The sequence below is a fragment of the Desulfovibrio piger genome (assembly GCF_012843875.1).
Classification (GTDB): Bacteria; Desulfobacterota; Desulfovibrionia; order Desulfovibrionales; family Desulfovibrionaceae; genus Desulfovibrio.
In genome coordinates, this window is the sequence record NZ_JABAFY010000044.1 from 1 (window position 1) to 18,800 (window position 18,800).

15 protein-coding genes and 1 pseudogene are annotated in these 18,800 nt (G+C 58.6%); 11 read left to right on the forward strand and 5 right to left on the reverse strand.

Features of this window, described 5'->3' with window-relative positions:
- Positions 1-5,620, reverse strand: a 5,620-nt coding sequence (locus tag HF854_RS09935) for a beta strand repeat-containing protein (RefSeq protein WP_168936140.1), incomplete at its 3' end; no start/stop codon positions are given.
- 328 nt (positions 5,621-5,948) lie between these two features.
- Between HF854_RS09935 and HF854_RS12850 the strand changes: the two are divergent.
- From HF854_RS12850 to HF854_RS09945, 3 genes and pseudogenes are all read left to right on the forward strand, one after another.
- Positions 5,949-6,116: pseudogene (locus HF854_RS12850) on the forward strand (helix-turn-helix domain-containing protein); the annotation flags it as partial.
- Positions 6,117-6,146: 30 nt separating this feature from the next.
- The gene (locus tag HF854_RS09940) at positions 6,147-6,545 is read left to right on the forward strand and encodes a hypothetical protein (protein ID WP_240937720.1); all 399 of its coding nucleotides are present in this window, start codon (positions 6,147-6,149) and stop codon (positions 6,543-6,545) included.
- 339 nt (positions 6,546-6,884) lie between these two features.
- On the forward strand, positions 6,885-7,697 hold the full coding sequence (locus tag HF854_RS09945; protein ID WP_168936142.1) for a MinD/ParA family protein: 813 nt from the start codon (positions 6,885-6,887) through the stop codon (positions 7,695-7,697).
- 121 nt (positions 7,698-7,818) lie between these two features.
- Here HF854_RS09945 and HF854_RS09950 read toward each other — a convergent pair whose 3' ends face one another.
- Together HF854_RS09950 and HF854_RS09955 are read right to left on the reverse strand one after the other, a co-directional pair.
- The gene (locus HF854_RS09950; protein WP_168936143.1) at positions 7,819-8,931 is read right to left on the reverse strand and encodes a DUF362 domain-containing protein; all 1,113 of its coding nucleotides are present in this window, start codon (positions 8,929-8,931) and stop codon (positions 7,819-7,821) included.
- Positions 8,932-8,997: 66 nt separating this feature from the next.
- On the reverse strand, positions 8,998-9,570 hold the full coding sequence (locus HF854_RS09955; RefSeq protein ID WP_168936144.1) for a flavin reductase family protein: 573 nt from the start codon (positions 9,568-9,570) through the stop codon (positions 8,998-9,000).
- An 804-nt stretch (positions 9,571-10,374) separates the two neighbouring features.
- Here HF854_RS09955 and HF854_RS09960 point away from each other — a divergent pair.
- Genes HF854_RS09960 through HF854_RS09975 form a run of 4 tightly spaced genes read left to right on the forward strand, consistent with a single transcriptional unit; the run spans position 10,375 to position 14,196 of the window.
- A complete protein-coding gene (locus HF854_RS09960) occupies positions 10,375-11,091 on the forward strand; it encodes an AzlC family ABC transporter permease (RefSeq protein ID WP_246118332.1) in 717 nt (238 codons plus the stop codon).
- Positions 11,088-11,429, forward strand: coding sequence for an AzlD domain-containing protein (locus HF854_RS09965; protein WP_168936145.1), 342 nt, complete (start codon positions 11,088-11,090; stop codon positions 11,427-11,429). Before HF854_RS09960 ends, HF854_RS09965 begins: the two co-directional genes overlap by 4 nt.
- A complete protein-coding gene (locus HF854_RS12880; RefSeq protein WP_346765653.1) occupies positions 11,429-12,490 on the forward strand; it encodes a DUF4911 domain-containing protein in 1,062 nt (353 codons plus the stop codon). The genes HF854_RS09965 and HF854_RS12880 overlap by 1 nt, the downstream gene beginning before the upstream one ends.
- Positions 12,487-14,196 carry a carbon starvation CstA family protein gene (locus tag HF854_RS09975; RefSeq protein WP_168936146.1) on the forward strand — a complete coding sequence of 570 codons (1,710 nt, stop codon included), beginning with the start codon at positions 12,487-12,489 and terminating at the stop codon, positions 14,194-14,196. Before HF854_RS12880 ends, HF854_RS09975 begins: the two co-directional genes overlap by 4 nt.
- A gap of 248 nt (positions 14,197-14,444) precedes the next feature.
- Here HF854_RS09975 and HF854_RS09980 read toward each other — a convergent pair whose 3' ends face one another.
- Positions 14,445-15,002 (reverse strand): nitroreductase family protein, encoded by a 558-nt coding sequence (locus HF854_RS09980; RefSeq protein WP_168936147.1) that lies wholly within the window; start codon positions 15,000-15,002, stop codon positions 14,445-14,447.
- A gap of 463 nt (positions 15,003-15,465) precedes the next feature.
- On the opposite strand from HF854_RS09980, the gene HF854_RS09985 reads away from it, so the two are divergent.
- Together HF854_RS09985 and HF854_RS09990 are read left to right on the forward strand one after the other, a co-directional pair.
- Positions 15,466-15,981, forward strand: coding sequence for a hypothetical protein (locus HF854_RS09985; protein ID WP_168936148.1), 516 nt, complete (start codon positions 15,466-15,468; stop codon positions 15,979-15,981).
- Between the two features lie 231 nt (positions 15,982-16,212).
- Positions 16,213-16,758 carry a hypothetical protein gene (locus tag HF854_RS09990; RefSeq protein ID WP_168936149.1) on the forward strand — a complete coding sequence of 182 codons (546 nt, stop codon included), beginning with the start codon at positions 16,213-16,215 and terminating at the stop codon, positions 16,756-16,758.
- Here HF854_RS09990 and HF854_RS09995 read toward each other — a convergent pair.
- Positions 16,730-16,999 (reverse strand): helix-turn-helix domain-containing protein, encoded by a 270-nt coding sequence (locus HF854_RS09995; protein ID WP_006008880.1) that lies wholly within the window; start codon positions 16,997-16,999, stop codon positions 16,730-16,732. The two genes, HF854_RS09990 and HF854_RS09995, sit on opposite strands and share 29 nt — an antisense overlap.
- 105 nt (positions 17,000-17,104) lie before the next feature.
- On the opposite strand from HF854_RS09995, the gene HF854_RS10000 reads away from it, so the two are divergent.
- Positions 17,105-17,827 carry a hypothetical protein gene (locus HF854_RS10000; protein WP_168936150.1) on the forward strand — a complete coding sequence of 241 codons (723 nt, stop codon included), beginning with the start codon at positions 17,105-17,107 and terminating at the stop codon, positions 17,825-17,827.
- A 46-nt stretch (positions 17,828-17,873) separates the two neighbouring features.
- Complete coding sequence (locus HF854_RS10005; protein ID WP_168936151.1) at positions 17,874-18,521, forward strand: hypothetical protein; 648 nt, start codon at positions 17,874-17,876, stop codon at positions 18,519-18,521.
- Positions 18,522-18,800 lie beyond the last annotated feature (279 nt).

Consider the following 18,800-nt stretch of genomic DNA (forward strand, 5'->3'; position numbering starts at 1 on the left):
CGCGGATGGCGTTCTCGAAGGTGTAGTCGGCACCCAGCGACACGCCGCCCAGATTGCCGTTGAAGCCATAGTCCATGGTGTCGGCATCCATGCCCCAGCCGTGCTGGCTCTGCCACAGGGGCGCGATCCAGAGGGCGAAGCCGGTGGTGTTGCGGTCCACGATCTTGCCGTCGGCGTCCATGGCCTGGGCGCCGTCAGCGGGATCGGCGAAGCCCAGACGGTTGACCACGGCATTGGTGCCCGCGTCGGAAGCCATCTTGGTCATCTGCGGCACGGCACCGGCAAAGGCGATGCGGGCAGCGCTTTCAATGGTGGCAGCGGCGGCTTCCTTGTCCATGCCCAGGAAGCGGTTGTCCGTGGCGCGGCTCAGGAAGCGCACGCCCATGTCGGCGGAATTGACGTCGGCGTAGTCCCAGCGAGGTTTGCCAGCGGCACCGGCATGACTGGTGTACAGGTCGTTCACCGCGTTGGCCATGCCGTCGCTCAGGTTGGGGAACACGGTATGGGCGTCATTGCGCGTGGCGGCGGTGGTGACCTTGTCGGGGGTACCCGCGCTGCCCTGGGTGAACACGGCATCGCCCAGCGAGATCATGTCCGTGGTGGTGGACAGGCCTTCGGTCTTCCAGACAGTCCCACCGTTTGCGATAGGAGTAGGAGTACTCGTACCGTCCTGCACCGTCTCAACATTCTCAACATTGCCCACGATGGTGTAGTCCTGACCAGCCACGGCATCGGTCACGACCAGCCTGGACGTATTGTCGACGGTGAGCTTGTTGCCACCGCCAGTATGAGCGAACGTGATGGCAGCCTTGTCGCCGTAGATGTTCGCACCGTTGACCACCAGCAGACTGTTGGCGCCGAACTTGGCGGTGTTGGAGACGATGGCAGCACTCAGGCCAGGATTCGTCAGGCTGCCGTCCACGACCAGGCCCTTGGTGTCAGCAATTTTGATGCTGTCAAAGACACCCAGAGCGGCGGTGATGCCATCCTTGGACAGGCCCACGCCCTTGGTGTAGTTGCCTACCACACCACGCAGCCAGCCGGTATTGTCGGTACCCAGAGCCAGGTAGGAGTTCCGGCCCACGCCTACGCTGCCGTTGACGGTGACGTCAGTCTCACTCGCGGTCTCGCTCAGACTTGCCACAGCCACGTTGCTGGAAGGCAGGCCCCAGTCCGGGTCGACCAGCAGCATGCCTTCTTTGAGGTTGATGTGCTTGGCGGACAGGGTGGTGCCGCCGACCGCATCGTCACCGGTACCCACGGTGATGGTGCCGGCCCCGGTCAGCTCCAGGTCAGCAACCTTGGCCTGCGTGCCGTTGGTCAGCTTCAGGCTAGCGACCTTGCTGACATCCGTACCCGTACCCGTCAGATCCAGGGTACCGCCGTCGACAGCCACGGCACCAGCCGTCAGCTTCTTGGCAGCCACGTTGGTGGCGGAGATGTTAGCAGCTTTGATGGTGCCACCGGCCACGACGGTCAGCTTGCCGTTGTTAGCCTGCGTGAGGTTCTGGCCCTCGGCGGTGATGTTACCACCAGCCTGCAGCGTACCGTCGGCATCCTCGATAGGACCGTTGACCTTGATGTCCTTATCAGAGGTCACGCTACCGCCCTTGACCAGGTCGATATCACCAGCCGTCACATCGCCGGTGGCCTTGATATTGGCGGCGTCAGCGGTGATGGTGCCGATGGCCTGAGTCTCAGCACCGATGTCGCCAGCCACATTGAGGGTCACGTTTTTGGCGTTGACCTTTGTTCCCGTAGCAGCCGTCGTCGCCGTGATGGCGCCGCTGTTCACCGTAGCGGCAGCAGCACTCTGGCCCAGCACGTTCAGCGTGGCATTATTGCCGATCTCGATCTTGCCGATGCCCTTATCGCCGGCATAGGTATTGTCACCCAGGGTCAGCTTGGCATCGTTGGCGATCGTGGCATTGGCGGCCTTGTCGGCCTTGCTGACGAAGTTGTTGCTGCCGTCAAGACCGGTAAGGGTCAGGCTGTTACCGACGGTGAGCGTATCAATGCTCTCATCCAGCTCGGCGCTGCCGAAGCTGCCGGTCTTGGTAACGGGCGAGTCGACGCCCGTCAGCGTGGTCTTCTTCAGCTCGTTGTTGGTGATGCCGTCGGTGCTGCTGCCCGTCCAGTCGGTATAGCTGACCTCGCCGTTCACAACCCGTTCGCTGAGGCCGGCAACCTTGGTATCGCCCACATTGACGATGCCTTCGTTGGTACCCAGCTTGGCCGAGATGACGCCGGCGTTGACCTCATCACTAAGGCCCGTGAACTTGATTTCGTTACCGGCGGTGCTGTTGAGGCTGTGATCATCGATATCGTTCAGATTCTCGTTGCCGATGATCAGCGTGGAGCCCAGGCCGGCCGTCTTGACGGAACCACCAGTAGTAGACCCCTCTTGCTTCGTGATCAGCTTTTGGGCATCCAGCGTGCTGCCGTCAGCCACGGTGATGGTCTTACCGTCAGTAGCCGTGACGTTCTCAGCCTTCACAGTGCCTTTGCCGTTGACAGTGACGACATCAACACCAGTACCACCACCAAAGAAGCCGGTTTTTCCCTTGTCCGCTTCGGTGTCACCCTTGGCGCCGGTGGACAGGTTGTCCATCTCCACGTTGGAGCCTTCAGCAACGTTGAGGTTGCCAAAACCGGTAGCGGTGTTGTTAAACTTGTCGTTGTAGTTGTTGAAGGTCAGAGTGCTGTCTTTGTTGCCTTCGTAGACACCGGTGACCTTATCAGCGCCGTCGATAACAACGTTGGTCTCGACGCCTTCAGCCGAGGCATCCACCTTGCCGTCGATCTTGGCATCGCCACCGATGGTGATGGTGCCCTTGCTGGCGGTGCTCCTCGAGCTAAGAGTCAACAGGGCAGCCTCGGTCTCCGTAGTTTCGACGGTGTAATCGCCGGCCACGACATCGCCTGTGATGGTGCCGCCCGTGATGAGGACCTTGAAGTTATCAACAGAGGCAGTACCACTTTTGAGCTTGGCGCCGCCGGCATAGACGCTGCCGTTGATCTCGCCACCCTTGATGGTCAGGTTGGCGGTGCCCACAGTGGCGGTGCCGCCGTCAGCCAGGCCACCGGCCACGACATGGCCCTCGATGGTGCCGCCGTTGATGACGGTGTTGGTGGTGGTGGCATTGGCAATGGCCCCGGCACCCTTAGCGATACCGCCACCCAGCACGGCGACTTTGACCTTGACCTTGTTCGTGTCGACACCCTGGTACTTCACGCCCTTGATGGTGCCGCCATTGATGGTCAGGTTGGCGTTGGTCACAGTGGCCTCAGCAGAGCCAGCACCGTAATATTCAGCAATGCCGCCGCCGGCCACGCCGGACAGGATGCCGCTGTGGACGATGACATTGGCGTTCTTCACAGTGGCGGTGGCAGAACCCCCTCCTTCCTGCGCACGGGCCAGGCCGCCGCCGGCCACGGTACCGAACTCGATCTTGAGGGCCTCGCCTGCGGCACCCTGCTCACCAATGGTGACATTGGTGCTGCCGGTGACATCGGCCGTGGCAGTCTGCTCACCATTGGTCATGGCCTTGCCGCCGCCGAAGACGTACTGCACCCACGTCTGCTTGTCCTGCGAGTTGTCGTACTTCGTCACCGTGACGTGGGTATCTTTATTAACATTGGCCTCGCCAGTGGCATTACGCACAGAGCCGCCGCCGATGATCTCGGCGTCAACGAGGGAACCGCCGCTGACGGTGATGTGGGTAGAGCCTTCGACATTGGCCTTATTGTCCGTGGCGTTGTTCATGTCGACAAAGCCGCCGCCGATAAGGTCGCCGTCGACTTTGCCGCCGGTCATGGTCAGGCGGGTATCGCCCGTGACGGTGGAGCTGCCACCGTTGACCGCCACGCCACCGGCAACGACCTTGCCGTTGATGGTGCCATCAGCGATGGTCACGCTCGTGCTGCCCACAGTGGCAGTGGAGTCCGTGGTATTGGCCAGACCGCCGCCCACAACGGCAGCAGACAGCTTGCCGGTGTTACCTGCCACAGCACCGGTCTCGATCGAATTCCCAGTAACATTGCCGCCGTTGATGGTCACGGAAGAGGTGCCGGTCACAGTCGAGGAGGCTTCGCCATTGGAAGACCAATAGGTCTCAGCGATACCGCCACCGATCACACCGGCCAGAGTGCCCTTGTTCACGGTAACGGAGCTGTTGCCCTTGACAGTAGCAGTAGCCTTAGACCCCACGCCGTTTCCTGCCTTAGCCTGGCTGCCGCCAATCAAAGCGCCGTCCTCGATGGTCACGGCACCATCGATCAGGACTGAGCTGTTACCTTCGACAAGCGTAGTCGCGTTCCCACCCTCGGAAGCATTGGTCTTGCTGCCGCCGATGATATACTGGGCTTTATCCTTGGAGACGTCGACGCCGGCAAATTTGCCGCCAGTGATGGTCACGGAAGAATTGGCCACTTTGGCAGAATTGGCCAATTTGGCAGAATTTTCCAACTTGGAAGTCTTCACATAGTTGCCGCCGATGACTTCGCCCAGGGCTTCACCACCAGTGACCTTCACGGAAGAATCACCCGTGATATTGAGGTTGTATTTGGAGGTGCTTTCCTTGGGCAATGTAGCCGCATTCTCCACCATGCCGCCACCGATGAGGTCGTCATGAGCCTTACCACCAGCCATGGACAACGTGGTATTGCCATGGACAATAGCGGTGCCACCGTTATTAGCGACGACGCTGCCGGCCACGATTTTGGCGTAGTGACCGTTATCCCCGAACGTGCCGCCATTGATGGTCACGCTGCTGGTCACATCCTGGGTATCGGAACCCAGCACGGAGCTGCCGCCACCATAGGCCAGGCCGCCGCCGATGACGGCCGCCGTCAGATTGATGCCGCCATTGCTGTCAGCAATGTTGCTTTGGGAAGGGCTGAAGGTTCCGCCATTGATGACAACGGAAGTGGAGCCATTATCCTCGACCATAATCGAGTTATTGCCATTGTATCTGTGGGCGACACTACCGCCCACCACGGAGGCGTGGAAGGTACCATCATTGACGGTGACTCTAGACCCCTCTGCGCTAGCCTTATTCTTGGTATCCGTGCCGGTCTTGATATAGTTGCCTCCCATGACCAGCTCGTAGGCATTGGTTTTGCCTTCAGTACCGAAGGTGCCGCCATTGATAGTCAGGCTCGTCTTGCCGGTGGCCAGGGTGGCGTCCGCGTCATTGGAGATTTTGCTGCCACCCACCACGAATTCGGTGGAAGAACCGTCCTGGATGGTAGTGCTGATATTGCCGAGCGTGACATTCCCGACCTGATCATTATTGCCGCTCACATAGCTGCCGCCGATGATTTCCTCGATGGTGCCGCCCTTGATGGAGAGGGAGATGTCGCCCGGAGTGGTCTCTCCAGGAACCGTGACATTCCCTTTGTACAGGTTGCCGCCCATGAGATGATCGGCATCTCCACTCCATTCCTGACTGCCACCACCCAAAGGCTTATCGTCTGCGGCGGTCGCCACACCGGCGCCGCCCATGATCAGCATACCGGCCACAGCCAGGCTGCCGAAAGTGTTCATCAGGTGGCACTTTTTGAGCACCGCCTTGTACCGGTTGATGAGGTTCCCGATGGCTCCCTTGGTCAGTTGCATAACAGCATCTCCTGAATTTGCGACGTCCAGCCAACAACGGGCGTCAGGTGTACAGACAGGCTGTCAGGGCGCGAGACAGAGAAATACTGCAAGTAATGATAATGAATACAATACATTGCAGATGGCTTGCCCATAACAGCATTGCGTTCGCAAATGTGGGCGGATATGATGCTCTTGCAATGATGATGGAGAGTGGAACAAAATATCGCCCACACTCTTTTGTTAGAACAGTTTTCAGACCAAGTAAACAAAAAAGTGTACATTTTATCTATTTTTTTGTAATTACTGATTATTGTCCTTTTTGGAGGTGGGTCAAGGATGAAAATATATGCAGAAACTTGGAGAACGCATTCGTCATGTACGGGGCAGAATGTCCCAGGAGGCTTTTGCCGGCCTGTTGGGCATCAGCAAGGGCGCTCTCGGCGGTTATGAACGTGGGGAAAATTGTCCCAATGCTGATGTTATCTTAACTATTTGTAATAAATGTAAAATCAATGTCTCCTGGCTGATGTCGGGAGCCGGGGCCATGCATGCCCCGGACAACATTGATGAGGATGAGCGGCCGGAAAACAGACCTGCCCCCCTGGAAGACGGAAGCCAGACGGCCGGAGAATTGTCCTGCCAGATGGCGCCCGGCCAGGATTGCAAGGCAGAGAACAACGCCTTGCGTGCCCATTGCCGCTGGTTGCAGGAGCGCCTGGACCAGCTGGAAGCGGAGCGCCGGGATCTGAACAGGGAAAACAGGCTGTTATGGCAAAAAAATGCCGATCTTGGCGAACGGCTTGCCCGCCTGGAACAGTCACAGGAGATGGCCCGCGTGAACGCCCGTGCATCGGGAGAAGACACGACGGCAGCCCTGACTGTTTCCCGCCACGGAGTGCGCTGCAACCGTCTGCAGGAAAGCTGCAAGACGGACAGGACCTAGGCAGAAGATCCTTCTGTCATGCGGCCGTTGCTGCAGGGATAACAGGGACGGCATCCATATCGCTTTTCTTCCGGTATCTTTTCTGTCCGTTACAGAGTCGTATGCGGGATGTCCCGGGATCCGGGGCATCCGGAGGGCGGATAAGCGTGTTCCTGGTCGGCGGCGATCCGTGACTTCCCTGATGTCCTTTGCCGGTAGTGCGGATCTTTTCCGGTACCGGGTCTGGGGGCATGCCCGCTTTCCTGCAGGCCTGCTCACGGACAGGGCCTGCCCCATGCTCTTGACGGGACAGGCAGATATCGTACTCTGTCAGGGCAAGACCTGACATCTGGAGCGCGCATGAACAGCAGTTATCCTCTGGTATTTTCCGTCACCTCGGGCAAGGGGGGCGTGGGCAAGACCAATATCTCGGTCAATCTGGCCCTGACCCTGGCGGCGCACGGCAAGCGCGTGCTGCTTCTGGACGCGGACCTGGGGCTGGCTAATGTGGACGTGCTGCTGGGCCTGCATCCCGAAAAGAACATCTTCCACCTGTTCCATGAGGGGGCGTCCCTGCGGGACATCCTGCTGCCCACGGAATACGGCTTCTCCATCCTGCCCGCCTCGTCGGGTGTCAGCGAGATGCTGGCGCTCAATTCGGGGCAGAAGCTGGAGCTGCTGGATGCCATGGACGAGCTGGAGGACGATCTGGATTTCCTCATCGTGGACACGGGCGCGGGCATCAACGACAGCGTGCTCTATTTCAATGTGGCGGCGCAGGAACGTCTCCTCGTCCTGACCCCGGAACCCACCTCCCTGACGGACGCCTATGCCCTGATCAAGGTGCTGAAGACGCAGCACGGCGTGGACCGCTTCCAGGTCTGCGTGAACATGGCGCAGGACATGAAGAGCGCCCGCGAGATGTTCGTGCGGCTCACGGACGTCTGCGACCACTTCCTGGGCGGGGTCTCGCTGGATCTGGCCGGTGTGCTGCCCCGCGACCCCGGCGTGCACGAGGCCGTGGTGCGCCAGCAGCCCTTCTGCCGCTGCCTGCCGGAAAGCCCGGTCTGCCGGGGGCTGGAAAAGATGGCGGACACCATCCTGCGCTGGGAGCCCGCTCCCAGTGCCGACGGCAACATCAAATTCTTCTGGAAAAAACTGCTCTACCGCTGAGACGTCCCTTGCGGGGACGGACGGCGGCCGGACGGAAGGCCATAAAAAAACGGCGTCGAAAGACGCCGTTTTTTGTCGTGCATGAGCTGTCCCCGGGCTGCGGCGGGGCAGGGGGCCGTCCTTACTTCACGGTCACCAGCTCGTAATCCACGTTGCCGATGCCGATCTTCCGGGCATGCTCGATCTGGCTGCGCCAGTTGGTCTTGGGATGGATGTCGGTGAAGTGGTCGTTGTGCTCGTGGGCGCACTGGCCCAGCACGCTGGTGCTGATGGCGGGCGCGGCGTTGACCGCGTCGATACAGGCGTGGTCCAGGGCCACGGGGTCGAAGCTGGCGAACATGCCGATGTCGGGCACCACGGCGGCGTCGTTCTCGGCGTGGCAGTCGCAGTAGGGCGAGACCTGGTTGACGATGCTCACATGGAAGTGCGGGCGGTTCTGGATGACGGCCTTGGTGTATTCGGCCATGCGCTCGTTGAGGATGGTGCTCTCGGCGTCGAAGGCGTTGCTGATGGCGTCGAAGTTGCACACGCCGATGCAGCGGCCGCAGCCGGCGCACAGGTCATGGTCGATGCGGGCCTTGTGGTCCTCGCCGATGCTGATGGCCGACTGGGCGCAGTAGTGCGTACAGGTCTTGCAGCCGCGGCACTTTTCGGCGTCGATGCCGGGCTTGCCGATGCTGTGCATGGCCATCTTGCCCGCACGGCTGCCGCAGCCCATGCCGATGTTCTTGATGGCGCCGCCGAAGCCGGTCAGCTCGTGGCCCTTGAAGTGGGTCAGGCTGATGAAGATGTCGGCGTCCATGATGGCGCGGCCGATGAAGGCGCTCTGGAAGTGGTCACAGCCTTCCAGGGGCACTTCCATCTCGTCGGTGCCCTTGAGGCCGTCGGCGATGATCATCTGGCAGCCGGTGCTCAGGGGCGAGAAGCCGTTTTCCTGCGCGGCGGCCAGGTGTTCCAGGGCGTGCTTGCGGCGGCCCACATACAGGGTGTTGCAGTCGGTCAGGAAGGGGCGCCCGCCCAGGGAGGTCACCTTGTCGGCCACCACCTTGGCAAAGTTGGGACGCAGGAAGGACAGGTTGCCCGGCTCACCGAAATGGATCTTGATGGCCACGAACTTGCTGTCCATGTCGATGCTGTCGATGCCGGCCTTTTCGATCAGTTTTTTCAGCTTGTCCAGCAGGCCGGTGCCCACGGGGCAGCGCATGTCGGTGAAATAGACTTTGGAAGCGCTCATTGTCGTATGTTCTCCAGCGTAGAGGTGTTGAGCGCCGTCCCGGAGGACGGCGCGGACGTTCGGATGTTACAGGCCGTACTGGCGGCCCAGGGAAAAAGCCTTGCCCAGCGGCTCGCCCACGCGGCAGTACTGTTTCTGACCGCCGTCGTAGAGCAGGGGATCGATGCGGTACATGTCGGGCTGGCCGCTTTCGTTGAGGCAGTCGCTCTCGATGCCCACGTTGAGGATGCGGCCCACGAACTGGGTATGGCTGCCCAGTTCCAGCGTGGCCTGCAGTTCGCATTCCAGCACCAGCGGGCATTCGTCCACATAGGGGGCATCCACCACCTTGCTGCGCACGGCGGTCAGGCCGGTGGCGGAGAATTTGTCCTCCTTGGCACCGGAGACCATGCCCGCAAAGTCCACCATGGCGGCCTGGGCCGCCGAGGGCACGCAGACCGTGAACGCCTTGCGCGCCACGATGGCCTTGTGCGTCCAGCGTTCGGGCCGCACGGAGACGGCGATGCAGGGCGGGTTGGAGCAGCAGATGCCGCCCCAGGCCGCGGTCATGATATTGGCTTTGCCTTCTTCATCATAGGCGGCCACCAGAAAGGCCGGCATGGGGTAGGCCAGGGTGACGGGACCAAGAGCTTTTTTCATGGTGTGACCTCCTTGTCATGCATGATGTGTTCCGCGCAACCGCTTGTGAAGGATGGCTGTATAGCATCGCCTGCGGCCTGTAGCAACATGTGGGGAGTAACATGTTTGCTGCAAAGGTGTCATTGTCTTTTCCTCTCGACATGCATCGCCGGGAGGGCCGCGGGCCTAGCTGTCCTCCAGGGGGTGCAGGATGGCATGACGGGAACCGTCCGCAAAAAGGAGAGCGGCGGTGACGGGCCGGGGGACGCGTTGCCCGGGTCTCCGGCCGGTCCGTGTGCCGGCGCACTGGCCGGAGGGGGCATTCTTTCATGCCGGGGACCCTTGCCAAAGGGGGAGGAAAAGGGATAACAGATCGCTTTTCATCAAAAATTTCTTTGTGGTTTGAGACCTTCCCCTTCAGGGAGAACAGAGTGGCTTGACAAGACGGCGAAGCCGATGAAAGCCTTTTCCGCAATTCCTTCCTTCAGGGAGGGGCAATCCGCGCGACCCCCATCCGTCGGTCGCGGAGGCGGTAGCCGTTGCCCGCACCAGCGGGCTTACGGATGCGCCAGTCGTTGGCGAACATGTGAGCCTTACGAATGGCGACAGCGTTTTCGCAGGCTGTTTTGCCGCGTAACATATTGCTGTCTTCATCCGTAGCTTCCTTCGTCGCAACGGCTGAAGCAGCGACAGTGCTTTCATGGGCTGTCTTGCCGTGTACCACATCGCTGTCTTTATCCGTAGCTTTCTGCGTCGCAACGGTTAAAGCTCAGTCGGCGGACGGGGCGACTGTGGATTGAAACATTTTCAGGAGAGGAGGTTGCTGTGGCATCTCCCTATATGGATGGCGTGCGCCGGGCCCTGCCCATCGTGCTGGGCTATGTGCCGGTGGCGTTCGCCTTTGGTGTGCTGGCCGTCAAGAGCAACATCCCGCCCGCTCTGGTGGTGGCCATGTCGGTGTTCCATTTCGCCGGTTCCGGGCAGTTCGTCTGCGCGGGGTTGTGGGGGGCCGGTGTGGGGGCCATGTCCGTCATCGTGGCGGTCTTCGTGGTCAACCTGCGCCATCTGCTCATGTCCGCCGCCATGGCCGAGCCGCTGGCGCCGCTCAAGCGCTGGCAACGCTTTCTGTTCGGCTGCGAGATGACGGACGAGACCTTCGGCGTGCATATCACGGCCTTCCAGCGCGGCTGGAAGCTGTGCACGGCCACGCTCTTTACCTGCAACCTCACGGCCCACGCCTCGTGGGTGCTGGGGACGGTCATCGGCGTGTTCTGCGGCGGCCTCGTCCATGACGTGAAGCCCCTGGGCCTGGACTATGCCCTCACGGCCATGTTCCTGGCCCTGCTGGTGCCGCAGTGCGTCAGCCGCCTGCATGTGCTGGTGGCCATCGTGACGGCCATCCTTTCCCTGAGCCTGAAGCTGGCCGGCATGGGCCAGTGGAACGTGGTGGTGGCCACGGTGCTGGGCGCCACGCTGGGCGTGATCCTGTTGCACCGCAACAAGAGCGCCCTGCCGGAAAAGAAAGAGGAGGACGCGGCATGATCTGGATACAGCAGCACGCGGAACTGCTTTTTTGCCTGGTGGGTTGCATGCTGGTGACGGTCATCCCCCGTGTGGGGCCGGTCATGTATCTGCATGCCGAGAGCCTGCCCGACCTGCTGCGCCACTGGCTCTCCTTCGTGCCCGTGGCGGTCATGGCGGCCCTGCTGGGCCCGGACGTCTTCATCTATCAGGGAGAGTTCATGCCCACGCATCACAACCTCTTCCTGATGACGGGCATCCCGGCCCTGCTGGTGGCCTGGTGGAGCAAGAGCTTTTTCGGCACCATCGCCTTTTCCATGGGCTTTGTGGCCCTGATGCGCTACCTGGGGTGGTACTGATGGAACACGAGTCCCGGACGCACTGTCCCTTCCACCTGCGGGAGGCCCATCTGCCCCCGGCCCTGCGCAAACCGCGCAAGCCCGCGCCGCCCCTGCCGCCCCCGGCCCGCAGCGCCCGGCTGCTGGTGCGGCTGGCCGCGGAGGATACGGCTCTGTTCCGCTTTTTGCTGGAAGGCTATGACAACACGGCCTATTTCACCGTGCTGGAGCCGCGTACGGCCCTGCTCAAGCTGGTCTTTTCGCCCCACCGGGAAGATGCCCTGCGCCGGGCCCTGGGCGAGATGGCCGAGAGTCTGGAATTTTCAGTGGAACCCTGGCCCCTGACAGGGCCTGATACTGTTGGCGGGGAAGTGCCCGGCAGGGCGGCCATCCCCGGCGTCCCCGGTACTTTGCCTGTCCGGCACAGGGCGGTTGGCCGGGAGACGGGAGTGTTTGTCATGGAAAAGGACGATCCTTCAGGAGCGGAAGCCCGCACGGACCAGTCCTGCACCGCCGGGGAGGACAGCACCCCGGACGGGCAGCTGGATGCCCTGCTGGCGACCCTGGCCGCCGCCAGCTTCGATGTGGAGCGGCAGGAGGTGCCCGGCAGCCTGCGCGCCACCTGTGCCTTCCACCGTCGTGACGAGGCCTATGTGCTGCACCGCAAGGCTACGCTCTGGGCGGCGGAGACGCACGAATATGTGCAGGTCCACTGTCTGCCCCGGCTGGACATGGCCGCCTGGGAGCATATCTGTGACGGGGCCCTGGCCTGGGGGCAGGAGCGCATCCGGCCCCACGACGAGCACATGGCCTCGTATGTGAGCGTCATCATCCTTTGCCGGTCATGGCAACAGGATGCGGCGGCCGCTGTGGAGCGCTGCCGTGTCTGCAAGAGTTTCTGGCTGGGCCTGCGCGGCTGGATGCGTCTGCGCGCGCTGGCCCTTATCCTGCCTTCCGCGCCGTGGCGCGACACCGTCCCCCCCGATGCCGCCTGCGTCTGCAACAAGGCAGCCCGGGCCACCCTGCTGCCTCTGGCGCGCAGGGCGTTCCCGTCCCTTTTTCCTCAAGAGCGTGTATCATGAATTCCCTGTATCTGCTCCTTGGCGGCCTGGCCCTGTTGGGACTGGGCTATTTCGTCTACGGCGCCTGGCTGGAAAAAGTCTGGGGCGTCGATCCCTCCCGGCCTACGCCGGCCCACCAGTTCCGCGACGGCGTGGACTACATGCCCTCCAAAGCTCCGGTTGTGCTGGGACACCATTTTTCGTCCATCGCCGGGGCCGGGCCCATCAACGGCCCCATCCAGGCCGCCGTCTTCGGCTGGCTGCCCTGTTTCATCTGGGTGGTCGTCGGCGGCATCTTCTTCGGCGGCGTGCATGACTTTGGCTCCCTGTTTGCCTCCCTGCGCAACAAGGGCCGCTCCATCGGCGAGGTCATCGCCGGCAGCATCGGCCTGCGGGCCAAGCGCCTGTTCGTCATCTTTTCCTTCCTGACCCTGGTGCTGGTGGTGGGGGCCTTCGCCTCCATCGTGGCGGGCACCTTCAACGGCTTCATGACCGATGCCTCGGGCGCGCTGGTCCACAACCACGTCAACGGCTCCACGGCCACCATCTCCCTGCTGTTCATTGTGCTGGCCGTGATCTTCGGCCTGCTGGTCTACCGTTTCGAGATGCCCTTGCGCAGGGCCACCCTGCTGGGCGTGGCGGGCATCGTGGGCGTCATTGCCCTGGGGCTGCATTTTCCCGTCTATGTGGGCTACGACACCTGGATGTGGCTGCTGGGCCTGTACATCCTCGTGGCCTCGGTGACGCCCGTCTGGATCCTGCTCCAGCCCCGCGATTACCTCAGCTCCTTCCTGCTCTATGCCATGATGCTGGCCGCCGTGGTGGGCATCGTGGCCGCGCATCCGGTCATCGAACTGCCCGCCTTCACCTCCTTCGAGGTCAACGGCCAGTATCTCTTCCCGGCCCTGTTCGTGACCGTGGCCTGCGGGGCCATCTCGGGCTTCCATTCGCTGGTGGCTTCGGGTACCACGTCCAAACAGTTGAGCAGCGAGCGTGACGCCCGCCTGGTGGGCTTTGGCTCCATGCTCATCGAAAGCGCGCTGGGCATCGCCTCGCTCATCGCCGTGGGCTATATCTTCACCCAGAACGGCCATGCCTTCACCAGCCAGACGCCCACCCAGGTGCTGGCCGACGGCCTGTCGCAGATGCTGGCCTGTGTGGGCCTGGGCAGCGAGAGCGCCCGCGGCGTCACTTACGGCCTCATCATCCTGGCCGTGTCCACCTTCTGCCTGACCTCGCTGGATACGGCCACCCGTCTGGGGCGCTATATGTTCCAGGAACTGTGGCTGGCCCCGGGCCAGAGCGTGAAGGACGTGCGCGGCTGGCGGGCCGTGCTGGTCAACAAATATGTGGCCACGCTGGTGACCGTGGGCCTGGGCATGAGCCTGGGCTTTGGCGGTTATGCCAAGATCTGGCCCCTGTTCGGTGCGGCCAACCAGCTGCTGGCCGCGCTGGCCCTGCTGGCCGTGGCCTGCTGGCTCCAGAACCTTGCCCGCCGCAACGGCATGTTCCTGCTGCCCATGCTCTTCATGCTGCTGGTGACGCTCTCCGCCCTGGTGCTGGGCATCGTGGCCCAGGGCCGTGCCCTGCTGGCCGGGACGGGCGGGGCCGTGGCGGCCCTGCAACTGGTCATCGCCGTGCTGCTGCTGGCGTTGTCGCTGGTGCTGGTGCACGAAGGTTGGCAGGCCCTGCGCCGCAAGGGGCGCCCTGCGGCGGAAAAGGCCTAGACCGGTCTTTCTCTCAATAGGCTGGCGGGGGCGGAGCTGCCTTTGAAGAGCTGCGCTCCTGCCCCGGTACACGATAAAAAAGGCGGATCCGTGGATCCGCCTTTTCACGTTCTGATGTCTGCCGGTCGTGCCGGGGCCGCCCGGCAGGATGGTGACTCGTGGCATGGTGATGCTTCGGCGTTGCCGCCGTCACGGCGCGGAGGCCATCCTGCGGACGGTCTGCTCCGGCGGCTGCCCGTCCCGGGGATCTAGCCGTTGAAGATGACCGGCTCCTTGCGCTGGGCTTCGGGCAGGTGCCCCTTGGCGTACCCTAGGCTCAGGGCGCTGACGAAGCGGCACTGCTCCGGCACCTTGTAGCGGGCCTTGATCTCCGGACGGTCCATGAAGTCCTGGGCAAAGCCGATCCAGCAGGAGCCGATGCCCTTGGCGTGGGCGGCCAGCATGATGTTGGCCGTGCACAGGGTGCCGTCATACACGTACCAGTGTGAGGTCGTGTCCCCGTAGACGCAGATGACGTTGTTGGCGTCATAGAAGATGTTGTAATTGGGGTTGTCCAGCCATTCCCTGTACTGGGCCAGCCAGGGAAAGTCCGCAAAGTTCTCTTTGAGCCAGGCTTTGATCTCGTCGGAAAGGGCGGCGATCTTTTCCCGTCCCTCCAGGGTCACGAAACCCCAGGGCTGCATGCCGGAGCCGGTGGCGGCCTTGGTGCCGACGGTCAGCAGCTCCAGGATCTCTTTTTTGGGGATGGGCCGGTCCTCATAGGAGCGGCAGGAACGGCGGGTGAGGATGCATTGCAGGGCGTCCATGAAAGACCTCCCGGGTCGGAAAAGGAAGGGAACGTCCGCAGACTGCGCGGACACCCTGCCAGTATAGCGCGGGGGCTCGCAAAGGTCGAGCCGGAGGAGCGTCCGCAGGCGGTGTGTGGCGGTCATCCCCGGAGGCAGGTCGCTCTGGTGCGGGAGGCGCGGCGCAGGAGGATGTTTTCAGCAAAGCCGGAAGAGAAGGGCGGCAGGCTTTTGCATCTGGGGGCGGCGTCCCCGTCCCGGGATGCGAGGAGCTGCGGCAAGAGGACGGGCTTGCGGAAAGCCGGATGGCGACGGCCGCCCTTCCTGTGACCGGCAGTGATGCGGGAGGGTACCGGGATGCCTGGTCGGATATGGGGCGGGCTCTCCGGCAGGCAGTGGGCAGGGCCTGCGCCGGGCGCTGGACATTGCGCCGCGCTTCCCGTACTCAGCGCAGGAAAGGCGCTGCCTGTGGGGCGGCCCCGCCATGCTTCTGATGCATTTTTCCTTCGTGTCCGTTTTTCCGGTGGACAGCGGGCGTTGCCCCGTTCCCCGGCGGCGTGGGGAAGGTCCCGGAAGAGGGCGGGAAGATGCCGCGGCGCCGGAACATCTTACTGGAGACGATATGACACGGACCTTTTTGGCCCTGATCTTCCTGCTTCTGACCGCTGTTGCCTGCCCGGCCGGGCAGCATCCCCTCACCGTGACCCGGACTGCCGACGATTTCTACGCCGCGTTCGACCGGGACATCCTCATCAAGACAAAATTCTGTTCCGTCCGGGCGTTTCAGGAAAAAGCCCTGCTGCGCTCGGACCTCTTTGGCGAACTGGTGTTCATGGCCTTATTTGCGCCCATGCCTGAAAGCTTGAAGCATTACCGCCCCCAGCACCGACATTTTTTGTTGGATGAAAGCCGTGTTTCAGGGGATAAGCTGGATAAAATATTGATTCTAAGCGAGTTTCCGCAAGGAAGATGGTTCAATGGTCATCAGTATGCCGTTTGAAGGCTTAGAATCAAAGTATGAGGGCTGTTAAAATCATACTCTTATAGTATGATTTTGATGCATCTTGCACTATGCCCGACAGGCGTCCCGATATATTTATTTAAAAATTTTTTATACAGTAAATTTACATGGATACAAAGATATTACGATTTTCATATAGAAATAGGTTAGCTCTTGACTCAAAACAGCAAACCCGGAATAAGCTGGAGGATCATCCCCAGGAGGAATACGATGATCCCGATTTTCGCATCGCTGCCAGAGTCCTCTCAAACGAAAGCGGTCGTGGAATATCTTTACGAGCTTGGCAATAGACGGGAGTGGAATGAGCTGGAGAAGGTGCTGCACGAGATTCTGTCTTGCGACGGCTTTCATAAGCTGAAAGCCCAGGCTTTGGAGTATGCTGTTTTTATGGGCCTTCAGAGGAAGGAGCAACGGCAAGCCCTTGGATACTACCATGATCTTTGCCGTCTTGAAGATGATTGTGGGCCTTTTCGCACTCAGCGGGCACAGGCCGTCGCATATCTGGTGCGGCTGTTTGAAAATTCTCCACAAAGCGTGCTTGTGCCGTGGTGTGAGCTCGTATGTGAAGACCTTCCTCCATTCGCACAGTATCTTTGTGGGCGTAGTGGCCTTTTTTTATTGAAAAATCTTTGCAAAAACAGAGAGTTGACGAGCGCTTGTGTCGTGTTCAGGCTTTTTAAGCGTTTACCCGTCCGTATATGCGACACATATCTGCGCGAGGCCAAGGTCATTCTTCAGAGGCAGAGGGAGCGTTAACAAGGCGTTGACATTCCCTGTCAATCAGCGTGACCATGTAGCCGGGCGAAATACCAAAAGCTTGCGCGAGCAAAAAAATTGCGTTCAGTGTTGGTCGATACTTTTTTTGTTCGATCTGCAACAAATAAACGCGGTCGATTGTCGTGAGGAGCGCCAGCTTGCGCTTGCTCAGGCCTGCATCTTCCCGTAGACGAGTCAGCACGTTGGCTACGGCCTCGGTAAGTTTGGGATAATCTTCCATCCAGCCTTACTATCAGGATGGATTGCATTATGTGCAGTGTTGGTATGCTAAACAATTACATGCAAAATTTTTGGGCTGTTTTCTGGCGTGCCCGGGAGGACAAGTATGGAAAAGCGTATTAAGATGTATAATCCAAAAACAGGTAAATCAAAAAATGGATTTATTGGCTTTAGTTGGCCGATTTTGTTTTTGGCATGGATTCCTATGTTTGCGCGCGGTGATATCAGGAGTGGTCTTGAGTTAATTGCTGTTCAGTTAGGTTGTTTGGCTATTCAGTCTTGTGGATTTCAATCATTTTATTTGATATTTATAGTTATTCAGGTTATGGTAAGTATTTCTTATAATATTTATTATACAAAAGGATTGATACGCAAAGGATTTCTTTTTAATGATACAGATGTATTGAATGGAATTGGAGCTAAGACTGTTGGTATTTCTGTTAAAAATTGTGTTTTTTACCAAAATGGTACGAGTAATCTAGATGATAATTCAGATGATATTGATGGTAGGCAATGTTCGGATATGAATAAACTCGAAGATGAAAATGTCGATAAGATGAAAAAATATAGCACGCGTAATCTGGATGATAATTCAGATGATATTGGGAGTAGGCATTGCTCGGATATAAATAATTTCGAAGATGAAAATGTTGATAAGCCGATATCATCTTTGGCTGTAAGGAAAATCAGCAAACTCTCATCTTCAGAGATACAAAAATATGGAGCCATATTTTTTTTGACGATATCAGCTGTACTTGGATATATAGAATATTCTTATACTGATACTATATTTTACGTTGTTAAAATCGAAAAAAAAACTTTCCCTTGAGCCTACTCTTATAACTACTCTTTTTTCTTTTATTTATATAATGACAATGACTATTCGTGTAAAATCTGAAATTATATTTTGCAAAGAGAATAGAACCGTAGGTTATTATATTTCGGAATGGATACTATTGGTGTTATCTGTTTTAGTTACTGCTATGTTTTTCTCTATATTTACTAATTCATGTAAATCAGATGTATTATCTTTTGCTGATATTCATGGTATTACTGGAAAGCATTTGCTGTTAGCAGCAGTTATGTTTTCATTTGTAGGTGCGAGAAGCTTGGCTGGTTTCATATGGATTGCCGTAATCTTTGTGGGGATTTCTAATGCGATTGATGCTGATAAAGCTATGGGGATATTTGGTGTAATTTTTGCCATCTGTTCTATTCTTGGATTGTCTTTGCAGTTCATTAGATTGTATGCCGATCAATTTGGAGCGATGATAAAATCTGATTTTATGGGGGCAAGAACTATTATCTCTGGAGATGTTGCAGAAGCTAAAAATGTTGCTGGAGCCATTGCAAAGCAGGCTGTAAATATTGGTAAGACATATGTAAATCCTGAAATTGCAATTGCACATAACGCAATTGGTTGTAAACAAAGAAAGAAAAATTCTCCTGAGGAAAAAGTTGTTGATTTGTCAGATTATAAAAATAGAAATAATAGGAAACGATTAATTCATAAGAGAAAATAAAGGATATGAGGTAGTCGTAACTTATTTATAGTATTGATGTCTTTATAGCTATCTAAAAAAGCATCGAACGTGTTTATTTGACGCACTCGAAAAGTTTTTCAGGAGGTTTTATGTTTCATATACTCGATTTTATTGATTCTAAGAATATTCGAGAATATAATGCAAATACGCAGTTTACACCAATGGAACAAGCAGTGCTCATTTAGAGAATGTCCGGCATACACCTTGCTATACCAGTTTTCTCCAAAGGATACAGGCCAAAGCAAGGTAAAGTAGCCC

What these genes read in the sequence shown, in the direction of transcription:
- HF854_RS10000 (WP_168936150.1), top strand. Translation starts at nt 17,105, where the DNA reads ATGGAAAAGCGTATTAAGATGTATAATCCAAAAACAGGTAAATCAAAA.
- HF854_RS09955 (WP_168936144.1), bottom strand. Translation starts at nt 9,570, where the DNA reads ATGAAAAAAGCTCTTGGTCCCGTCACCCTGGCCTACCCCATGCCGGCC.
- HF854_RS09995 (WP_006008880.1), bottom strand. Translation starts at nt 16,999, where the DNA reads ATGGAAGATTATCCCAAACTTACCGAGGCCGTAGCCAACGTGCTGACT.
- HF854_RS09980 (WP_168936147.1), bottom strand. Translation starts at nt 15,002, where the DNA reads ATGGACGCCCTGCAATGCATCCTCACCCGCCGTTCCTGCCGCTCCTAT.
- HF854_RS12880 (WP_346765653.1), top strand. Translation starts at nt 11,429, where the DNA reads ATGGAACACGAGTCCCGGACGCACTGTCCCTTCCACCTGCGGGAGGCC.
- HF854_RS09940 (WP_240937720.1), top strand. Translation starts at nt 6,147, where the DNA reads ATGCATGCCCCGGACAACATTGATGAGGATGAGCGGCCGGAAAACAGA.
- HF854_RS09950 (WP_168936143.1), bottom strand. Translation starts at nt 8,931, where the DNA reads ATGAGCGCTTCCAAAGTCTATTTCACCGACATGCGCTGCCCCGTGGGC.
- HF854_RS09965 (WP_168936145.1), top strand. Translation starts at nt 11,088, where the DNA reads ATGATCTGGATACAGCAGCACGCGGAACTGCTTTTTTGCCTGGTGGGT.
- HF854_RS10005 (WP_168936151.1), top strand. Translation starts at nt 17,874, where the DNA reads ATGACTATTCGTGTAAAATCTGAAATTATATTTTGCAAAGAGAATAGA.
- HF854_RS09945 (WP_168936142.1), top strand. Translation starts at nt 6,885, where the DNA reads ATGAACAGCAGTTATCCTCTGGTATTTTCCGTCACCTCGGGCAAGGGG.
- HF854_RS09985 (WP_168936148.1), top strand. Translation starts at nt 15,466, where the DNA reads ATGCTTCTGATGCATTTTTCCTTCGTGTCCGTTTTTCCGGTGGACAGC.
- HF854_RS09990 (WP_168936149.1), top strand. Translation starts at nt 16,213, where the DNA reads ATGATCCCGATTTTCGCATCGCTGCCAGAGTCCTCTCAAACGAAAGCG.
- HF854_RS09975 (WP_168936146.1), top strand. Translation starts at nt 12,487, where the DNA reads ATGAATTCCCTGTATCTGCTCCTTGGCGGCCTGGCCCTGTTGGGACTG.